Here is a 7,144-nt window from a genome sequence, read left to right as displayed (position 1 = left end):
ATTCAGCATTGTACGAGGCATAGCGAGAGTAAAATTGGGTTTGGCGATTTAATTTTACTACCTCGCTATTTTTTTAAGCAACAAATGTCAACAGACCCTAATCCAACTTACTGCTTTTTAAAGATAAGTGCTGTTTTTTAATTGGCTTTGATTCGGTTGAGATCTATCTCCCATTACAGACCTTAGCAAATAAAGAATAAATTACGTGACATCCATGTCACAACATATCTATCCGATTAAAATATTTAATGTTTATAAATACCAGGCTTCAACTTAAACCTTCTGAATAAATAACTCACGATCAAAACGATACTGTGGGAAGAACACGCCGTCTTTAGCACGTTCACCTGCACCAATCACCATGACTGGATACTGTTCGTCATTTAATTTCAGAATTTCACGAACCATCGGCTCATCAAAACCTTCCATCATGCAGCTATCAAAACCATAAGCTCTTAAAGCTAAAACCAGATTTTCACAAGCCAAAGCTGTGGTTTTGCTTGCCCAAAGTCTTGCATCTGCTGGGTTAAAAGCAGTCACTGGCAATTGCTTATCCAGCGTACGTGCAATTTTAAAAGCAACTTTCTTAAAGTTACCCAGCGCATTGAAATAACCCGTTTTATAATTATATGGAATAAACTTGTAATACCTCTGCACGGCAGCAGGCGCTTCAGTAAATGGAAACTCAGAAATATTCATCTTCGCCATTTCATCAATACGGTCGGTACGTGCTACACAAACAATTAATTCCGAAGCTGTTTTTGCTGCCAATTGACTTAAACAAGCTTTTATCAATTGCTTTTTCTTAGTCGGGTTCTGCACCACATAAAAGGTCCAAGGCTGTAAATTGGATGAGTTTGGTGCAAGCAAGGCAAGGTCTAAACAATCATCCAGCACTTCAGCAGGAATAGGTTTTTTAGTAAATTTACGTACCGAACGACGGCTTTGCACGACTTTTTTAAAGTTTTCGACATCAATATCTGTCGGGGCTGGCTCAAAATAACGTTTCTTTTCAGTTTTGGTTTCGTTTGAATCGGTCATCGCTATTCACTCAAATTTTAAAGCTTGAAATTTAGATCTATTAAAAAGTATAAAGCCACAGAATAGTGTCATCATTCAGTGGCTTTTTATTTAACAATAAAAACAATTAATTAAATTGGGCAAAATCTGGTTTACGCTTTTGCATGAATGCAGCCACCGCCTCAGCCATTTCTGGCGAAGACACACGCTTCATAAAGATTTCAGCTTCATCATCTACACAGTCCAGAATTTCCTGCAAGTTATGTTTCATTAAAGCTTTGGTTTGCTTAATTGAAGCCAATGGAAGCGCTGCCAAAGTCTGTGCCTGTTTAAGTGCAGTCGCATAAACATCTTCTTCAATGCTATTGACCAAACCTGCACTCAAGGCTTTTTCACTGTTAAATTTCTGTGCAGTAAACAACAGCTCAGCCGCTTTATGATAACCCGCTTGTTGAATAAGAAGCTTGCTCGAAGCACCTTCCGGAGAAAGACCAAGGCTTACAAACGGAATCTGGAACAGGGCTGTGTGATCACTATAGACAAGGTCAGCATGAAGTAAAAGCGTCACCCCAATACCAATGGCCACACCACGAACCGCTGCAATTAAAGGCTTGGAAAATTTTGCCGCAGATTTTAAAACCACAAATGGAGGAGCATCCCCAGCTTTGCCTGCAAGTGGTGTTTGAATAAACTTCATGAAGTCCTGCATATCGTTACCGGCGCTGAAGTCAGCATCAGCACCACGTAAAATCACTACACGAACATCTTTATTTTGATCAGCTTCATCCAAAGCTTTGGCAATCCAGAGGTATAATTCGCCATATAATGCATTTTTTGCTTTTGGTCGGTTAATGGCTAAGGTCAGTACGCCATTTTCTAAATTCGCATCCAAATGTTCATGAGGTTGTTGAATACAGCTCAGTGTCATCGTACTATCCTTGCTTTAAAATTTAATTTAGTTTTATGGCGTTTATTATGTCGCATATTTATTGGGGCGGCACAACTCACGAGTCATAAAAAATATGATCTGTTATGAACTATACATTTGATTATCTGGTTTTCATTGGTCGCTTTCAGCCTTTTCATCTGGCACATATGCAAACGGTTAAAATCGCTTTAGAGCAAAGCCAGAATGTGATTTTGGCACTCGGTTCTGCGCAGAATGAACGCAATATTAAAAATCCGTTTAGTGCTTCTGAACGTGAACAGATGATTTTGTCCAACTTTTCAGCCGCAGACCAAAAGCGGATCAAGTTTGTTCATGTGATTGATGTCTATGACGATGAAAAATGGCAAAAACTGGTGCAATCCCTGGTGTCAGAAGTGGTAGAGCCAGAAACTAAAGTCGGCTTAATTGGTCATTTTAAGGATGAATCTTCATACTATCTGCAGCTTTTTCCAGAATGGGAGATGGTAGAACTTGCCAGCTTGGTTGGAGCAATTTCAGCGACGCCGCTGCGTGAAGCGTATTATCGTGGCGAAATTATCGAATCTGCTTTTCCACTGGGCACCAGTGAGTTTTTACACAAATTTCGGAATACCTCCACTTATCAACAATTGCAGCACAAATACCTGACACAAGATAAAACCAATCTTGAAAAATCTTAGTAAGCTTTTAAGTCGGAGCAAGAAATTGAAACGACCTAGGAGTGGACAAGATGAATATCACCACCACCATGAAAAGTGTTTTCATTGCGGGAGTAATGAGCCTAAGTATTGCGGTTCAAGCACATGCCCAGGAGTGGACACTGACCCCCCAGACTCATGTTGGTTTTGATATCAGGTCGATGGGTTTTTCTATAGTGAAAGGTACATTTAATCAAGTTCAATCCCGTATGAGCTTTGATCCACAAGTACCACAAAACGCCTCAGCAGAGTTTGTACTGGATATAAATAGCCTAAGCTTAAACAAGCCTTCACTCAGAAACATGATTTTGGATGAAGATTTATTTTATGCAGAGAAATATCCAACTGCGACTTTTAATAGTCATGAATTTATAGCTTTAGGCGATAATCACTATAGTATAAAAGGGGATTTGACCTTGCGCGGTGTAACCCAGCCCGTAACCCTAAATACGGTCTTAAAACCTAATACGACCAATCCACAATTTTTGGATGTTGAATCTAAAGCAGTGGTGAATCGCAGTGATTTTGGGATGAAAAAAGCATTCGGTGGTATAGGTGAACAAGTGAATATTGAGGTGAATGGACAATGGAAAAAACGATAGTTCACATCTTTAAAAAATGACTTAAAGTATTTTTTAGATTTCCGAATTTTTATAGTCTTATAGCATCGTTTTAATTTTTTTAGTGTTATACGCTACTATATTTTTAAGCAATTGATGAGTTTTAAAGGTATCATTGAACTTAAAATAATTAGTTATTTTTTAAAGTTAAAATTTTTAAAAATCAAAATCATATTAACTAAAAATACGATATCGAGCCAATTGTTACACAGAACTTAGGTCGAGTATTTTGTCCATTAGTCATTAATGGTTTTACAAAAACTTCAATAAACTGGTATAAAAATAACTAAAATGAAAATTCGAAAACTTAAGACAAATTTAATCTAAGATTGGACCGTGTGTCTAAATCCGATCAACAGGCAATCAAGAAAAGGTGGATTTAAATTTGAAAACAACAATAAAAAATGGACTTATTATCGTAGCAATGGGTTTGGCGGTAAGCAGCTCGTCCTTTGCCCAATCATGGATTTTAACGCCCCAAAGTAATGTTGGTTTTGAGATCAGGTCGATGGGACTTACGGTGGTCAAAGCCAAATTTAATCAAGTTCAGTCCAGCATGGAATTTGATATTAAAGCACCGCAAAATGCATCGACCCATCTGGTTATGGATGTAGACAGTTTGAGCTTCAATAAACCCTTGCTGAAAAGCATGATTTTGGGTGAAGACTTATTTTATGCAGCAAAATACAAGACTGTAAGATTCAAAAGTACCCAATTTAAAGACTTGGGAAATGGTAAATTTAATGTTTTGGGGCATTTAACCTTGCGTGGTGTGACCAAGCCCGTGACTTTTGTGACGACGTTTAAACCTAATTTGACTAATGTTAATTTACTCGATGTCCAGGCTTCTGCGGTGATTAACCGCAGTGATTTTGGTATGAGAAAAGGGATTGGAGGCGTGGGGGAGAAAGTAAATCTTGAGCTTTCTGGCCAATGTGCAGCTAACTAAGAATATAATGACCAGTGTTTAACAGATTTTTTTATCCATCCTATTGATGGCGATAGAGTACTGCACGCTTATTTTAGTCTAGATTTAAAAGTCCTCAGGGCAGAATAAATACAAGAATTTTGATTGCATAAAAGACTTTAAAAAAGAGGCAAAATAAAAGCCCAAAATTTTTCGGGCTCTTATAAATAAATCCAGTAACAGAGCTATCCAGTAACAGGGCTATTAAGCTGCCTGGAAAGCTTTTAAGTCTTCTAATACTTGTTCTGCATGACCTGCAGCTTTGACCTTACGGTATTCTTTGATTAACTGGCCATTATGGAAAATAAAGGTTGAGCGTTCAATGCCCATCACTTGTTTGCCATACATATTTTTTTCTTTAATTACATCAAAGAGATTGCACAATATTTCTTCTTTATCACTGATGAGATTAATGGTCAGATTCTGCTTTTCGGTGAAGTTTTGGTGTGCTTTAACCGAGTCGCGTGAAATACCCAGAATTGTGGTATTTAAAGCATCAAATTGATCTTTCAAATAAGAAAAGCCAATCGCTTGGGTAGTACAACCGGGGGTTGAATCCTTTGGATAAAAATACACAATCAGCCATTCTGATGGGAGTGTAGACAAGTTAACTTCACCCGTCGTGGTCATAAAGGTCTGGTTTGGCAATTGAATACTTTCAGTCATGCTTTAATCCTTGATTAAATTGAATCGCGATCTCATTTGAGTGCTAAAAAGGCATAATTTTCATGATATAGAATATCACCGTTAGGTACAGTAATTGGTGATTTAAATAACAACATATCTTCCATAAAATACTGAATTTTTTGATTCTTAAAAGCAGATAACGGTTTTTTGAAAGGAGTTTAAGAAACTACAGATTTTAAAGATGGGGTAGGGTTTTCATGGATGGTGTATACATGATCCAGATATAAAAAAGCCTGCATATCTGCAGGCTTTTATTCAATCTAAGTCAGCTTATTTTTTAGCTTGAGCAGATTTCATTGCTTCTTCAGTTAAGCTTTTAAGCTTGCCTGTAAGTTGTGGACCAAAACAAGCTTGAAGATCTTTATTTTGTTTTTGAACAAAAGCTAGAGTTGCAGGGCTTTTCTTTTGGTTGATGGTACTTTGGATTTCCCATTTTTGAGCATTGGTTAATTTACCGTCAGCTTCAACTGCACAAGTACAATATTTACTTACCTCTGCAGATGATAATTTTTTGCTTTTACCTGTTTCATTTTTACAAACATTAATTAAAGCAGATTTTACATTAGTGCTTTTATAAGCTTCTTGGAGCTTGTTTGTTTCTGCAGCATTTGAAGCAGTTGTCATCAATGCTACAGCTGAAACTAATGTAGAAAGAATAATGTTTGATTTCAAATTTTTCATGTACTGTTACCCTGTTATGACGGTATATAACGTGTTGGATCTGCAATACCCGCGTCAGCAAAACCCTGTTTACGTAAACGGCAGCTATCGCATTTGCCACAAGCACGTCCTTGGTCGTCTGCTTGGTAGCAAGACACCGTTTGACTGTAGTCTACGCCATGTTCTATACCTAAGCGAATGATATTTGCTTTGGATAAATGTAACAAAGGTGTTTCAAATTTAAGAGATTTACCTTCCACGCCGACCTTGGTTGCAAGGCGAGCCATGCGTTCAAAAGCATCAATAAATTCAGGTCGACAGTCAGGATATCCTGAATAATCAACGGCATTAATTCCAATGACAATCGCTTCGGCACCAAAAACTTCCGCTGCAGCGAGCGCATAAGACAGAAATATTGTGTTACGTGCTGGAACATAAGTTACAGGAATACCTTCTTGTTCATGTTCTGGTACATCAATGCTGTGGTCGGTTAACGCAGAGCCGCCAAGGTTACCTAAATCAATATTAATGACACGATGTTCTACACCGGCACGTTGCGTGAGTGCACGAGCCGCATCCAGTTCGGTGGTCGAACGTTGACCATACATAAAACTTAAAGCAATACATTCATAACGTGCTTGCGCCCAAGCCAAACAAGTTGTTGAGTCTAAGCCGCCAGATAACAAAACTATGGCACGAGGGCGCATATTCAAATCTCCAAACAAATATAAGTATTCAATAACAGAAATAAATTAACGACCAGTTTCATCGTTCCAGAGCAATTTATGCAATTGTAACTGGAAACGAACAGGGAGATGGTCTTCTAAAATCCATTGCGCTAAATCACGCGCAAGTTGAGGCAAACGAACCACACCTTTTTCGACTGCAAAAGCCGGAGAGAACCAGACGGTGCTGACTTTTTTATTTAATTCGTATTGTTCAACCTGTTGTTTTGACCATTCATAATCTTCACGGTTACAAATCACAAACTTGATTTGATCATGCAAAGTTAAATGGTCAAGATTACTAAGCAAGTTTCGTGCAACTTCACCAGAAGTTGGGGTTTTTAAATCGAGTACTTTCGAAACACGAGGGTCTACTTTAGACACATCTAAAGCACCACTGGTCTCTAGCGATACTTCACAGCCAAGATCGGCTAAACGTTGCATCAAAGGCAGGGCATTGGGTTGAGCAAGCGGCTCACCACCCGTCACGCAAATATAGGGTGTTTTAAAATCGAGTGTTGTTTTAATAATGTCGTCTAGTGATTGACGTTCACCACCTTCAAAGGAATAGGTGGTATCACAATAAGTACAACGTAAAGGACAACCGGTTAAACGAATAAAAACCGTGGGTAAACCTGCAGCATTGGCTTCACCTTGTAATGAATAGAAAATCTCCGTGATGCGTAAACCCGCAGACGGATCAGAAACAGGAATAGCGGAAGATCGAAGAGTATTCATAACAAAAAATTACCACACCAAAAAACATGAGAGTACAAAAACAAAAATCTCTACGATCATGTCTGACCGTAGAGACGAGGAACAGTTAAAGTTCCGTAACA

At 38.3% G+C, this 7,144-nt stretch carries 9 protein-coding genes; 3 read left to right on the top strand and 6 right to left on the bottom strand.

Annotated elements, in window-relative coordinates:
* Positions 1 to 273: 273 nt before the first annotated feature.
* Positions 274 to 1,041: a nitroreductase family protein gene (locus ACU0NF_RS11060; protein ID WP_445661153.1), complete on the bottom strand. Its 768-nt coding sequence runs from the start codon at positions 1,039 to 1,041 to the stop codon at positions 274 to 276.
* Positions 1,042 to 1,147: 106 nt separating this feature from the next.
* On the bottom strand, positions 1,148 to 1,948 hold the full coding sequence (locus tag ACU0NF_RS11055; protein WP_445661152.1) for an enoyl-CoA hydratase-related protein: 801 nt from the start codon (positions 1,946 to 1,948) through the stop codon (positions 1,148 to 1,150).
* A 104-nt stretch (positions 1,949 to 2,052) separates the two neighbouring features.
* On the opposite strand from ACU0NF_RS11055, the gene ACU0NF_RS11050 reads away from it, so the two are divergent.
* From ACU0NF_RS11050 to ACU0NF_RS11040, 3 genes are all read left to right on the top strand, one after another.
* Positions 2,053 to 2,628 carry a nicotinate-nicotinamide nucleotide adenylyltransferase gene (locus tag ACU0NF_RS11050; RefSeq protein ID WP_445661151.1) on the top strand — a complete coding sequence of 192 codons (576 nt, stop codon included), beginning with the start codon at positions 2,053 to 2,055 and terminating at the stop codon, positions 2,626 to 2,628.
* 50 nt (positions 2,629 to 2,678) lie between these two features.
* Positions 2,679 to 3,248 (top strand): YceI family protein, encoded by a 570-nt coding sequence (locus ACU0NF_RS11045; protein ID WP_445661150.1) that lies wholly within the window; start codon positions 2,679 to 2,681, stop codon positions 3,246 to 3,248.
* Positions 3,249 to 3,690: 442 nt separating this feature from the next.
* Positions 3,691 to 4,215, top strand: a complete 525-nt coding sequence (locus tag ACU0NF_RS11040) for a YceI family protein (RefSeq protein WP_445661154.1) — start codon at positions 3,691 to 3,693, stop codon at positions 4,213 to 4,215.
* A 222-nt stretch (positions 4,216 to 4,437) separates the two neighbouring features.
* Here the strand turns inward: ACU0NF_RS11040 and ACU0NF_RS11035 are convergent, their stop codons facing one another.
* The 4 genes from ACU0NF_RS11035 to queE form a co-directional block, all read right to left on the bottom strand.
* A complete protein-coding gene (locus ACU0NF_RS11035) occupies positions 4,438 to 4,899 on the bottom strand; it encodes a peroxiredoxin (protein ID WP_445661149.1) in 462 nt (153 codons plus the stop codon).
* A 291-nt stretch (positions 4,900 to 5,190) separates the two neighbouring features.
* Positions 5,191 to 5,601 carry a hypothetical protein gene (locus ACU0NF_RS11030; protein WP_131268841.1) on the bottom strand — a complete coding sequence of 137 codons (411 nt, stop codon included), beginning with the start codon at positions 5,599 to 5,601 and terminating at the stop codon, positions 5,191 to 5,193.
* A gap of 14 nt (positions 5,602 to 5,615) precedes the next feature.
* Complete coding sequence (queC, locus tag ACU0NF_RS11025; RefSeq protein ID WP_445661148.1) at positions 5,616 to 6,287, bottom strand: 7-cyano-7-deazaguanine synthase QueC; 672 nt, start codon at positions 6,285 to 6,287, stop codon at positions 5,616 to 5,618.
* A 45-nt stretch (positions 6,288 to 6,332) separates the two neighbouring features.
* On the bottom strand, positions 6,333 to 7,043 hold the full coding sequence (gene queE / locus ACU0NF_RS11020) for a 7-carboxy-7-deazaguanine synthase QueE (protein ID WP_445661147.1): 711 nt from the start codon (positions 7,041 to 7,043) through the stop codon (positions 6,333 to 6,335).
* Positions 7,044 to 7,144: the final 101 nt, after the last annotated feature.

This window comes from Acinetobacter sp. F16, from assembly GCF_052712855.1.
Note: the sequence above shows the minus strand (reverse complement) of the source record. Positions and strands in the feature narration are given on the sequence as shown.

Excerpts from the sequence above, each read along its gene's own strand:
- ACU0NF_RS11030 (WP_131268841.1), bottom strand. The coding sequence starts at position 5,601 with ATGAAAAATTTGAAATCAAACATTATTCTTTCTACATTAGTTTCAGCT.
- queC (WP_445661148.1), bottom strand. The coding sequence starts at position 6,287 with ATGCGCCCTCGTGCCATAGTTTTGTTATCTGGCGGCTTAGACTCAACA.
- ACU0NF_RS11040 (WP_445661154.1), top strand. The coding sequence starts at position 3,691 with ATGGGTTTGGCGGTAAGCAGCTCGTCCTTTGCCCAATCATGGATTTTA.
- ACU0NF_RS11050 (WP_445661151.1), top strand. The coding sequence starts at position 2,053 with ATGAACTATACATTTGATTATCTGGTTTTCATTGGTCGCTTTCAGCCT.
- ACU0NF_RS11055 (WP_445661152.1), bottom strand. The coding sequence starts at position 1,948 with ATGACACTGAGCTGTATTCAACAACCTCATGAACATTTGGATGCGAAT.
- queE (WP_445661147.1), bottom strand. The coding sequence starts at position 7,043 with ATGAATACTCTTCGATCTTCCGCTATTCCTGTTTCTGATCCGTCTGCG.
- ACU0NF_RS11060 (WP_445661153.1), bottom strand. The coding sequence starts at position 1,041 with ATGACCGATTCAAACGAAACCAAAACTGAAAAGAAACGTTATTTTGAG.
- ACU0NF_RS11045 (WP_445661150.1), top strand. The coding sequence starts at position 2,679 with ATGAATATCACCACCACCATGAAAAGTGTTTTCATTGCGGGAGTAATG.
- ACU0NF_RS11035 (WP_445661149.1), bottom strand. The coding sequence starts at position 4,899 with ATGACTGAAAGTATTCAATTGCCAAACCAGACCTTTATGACCACGACG.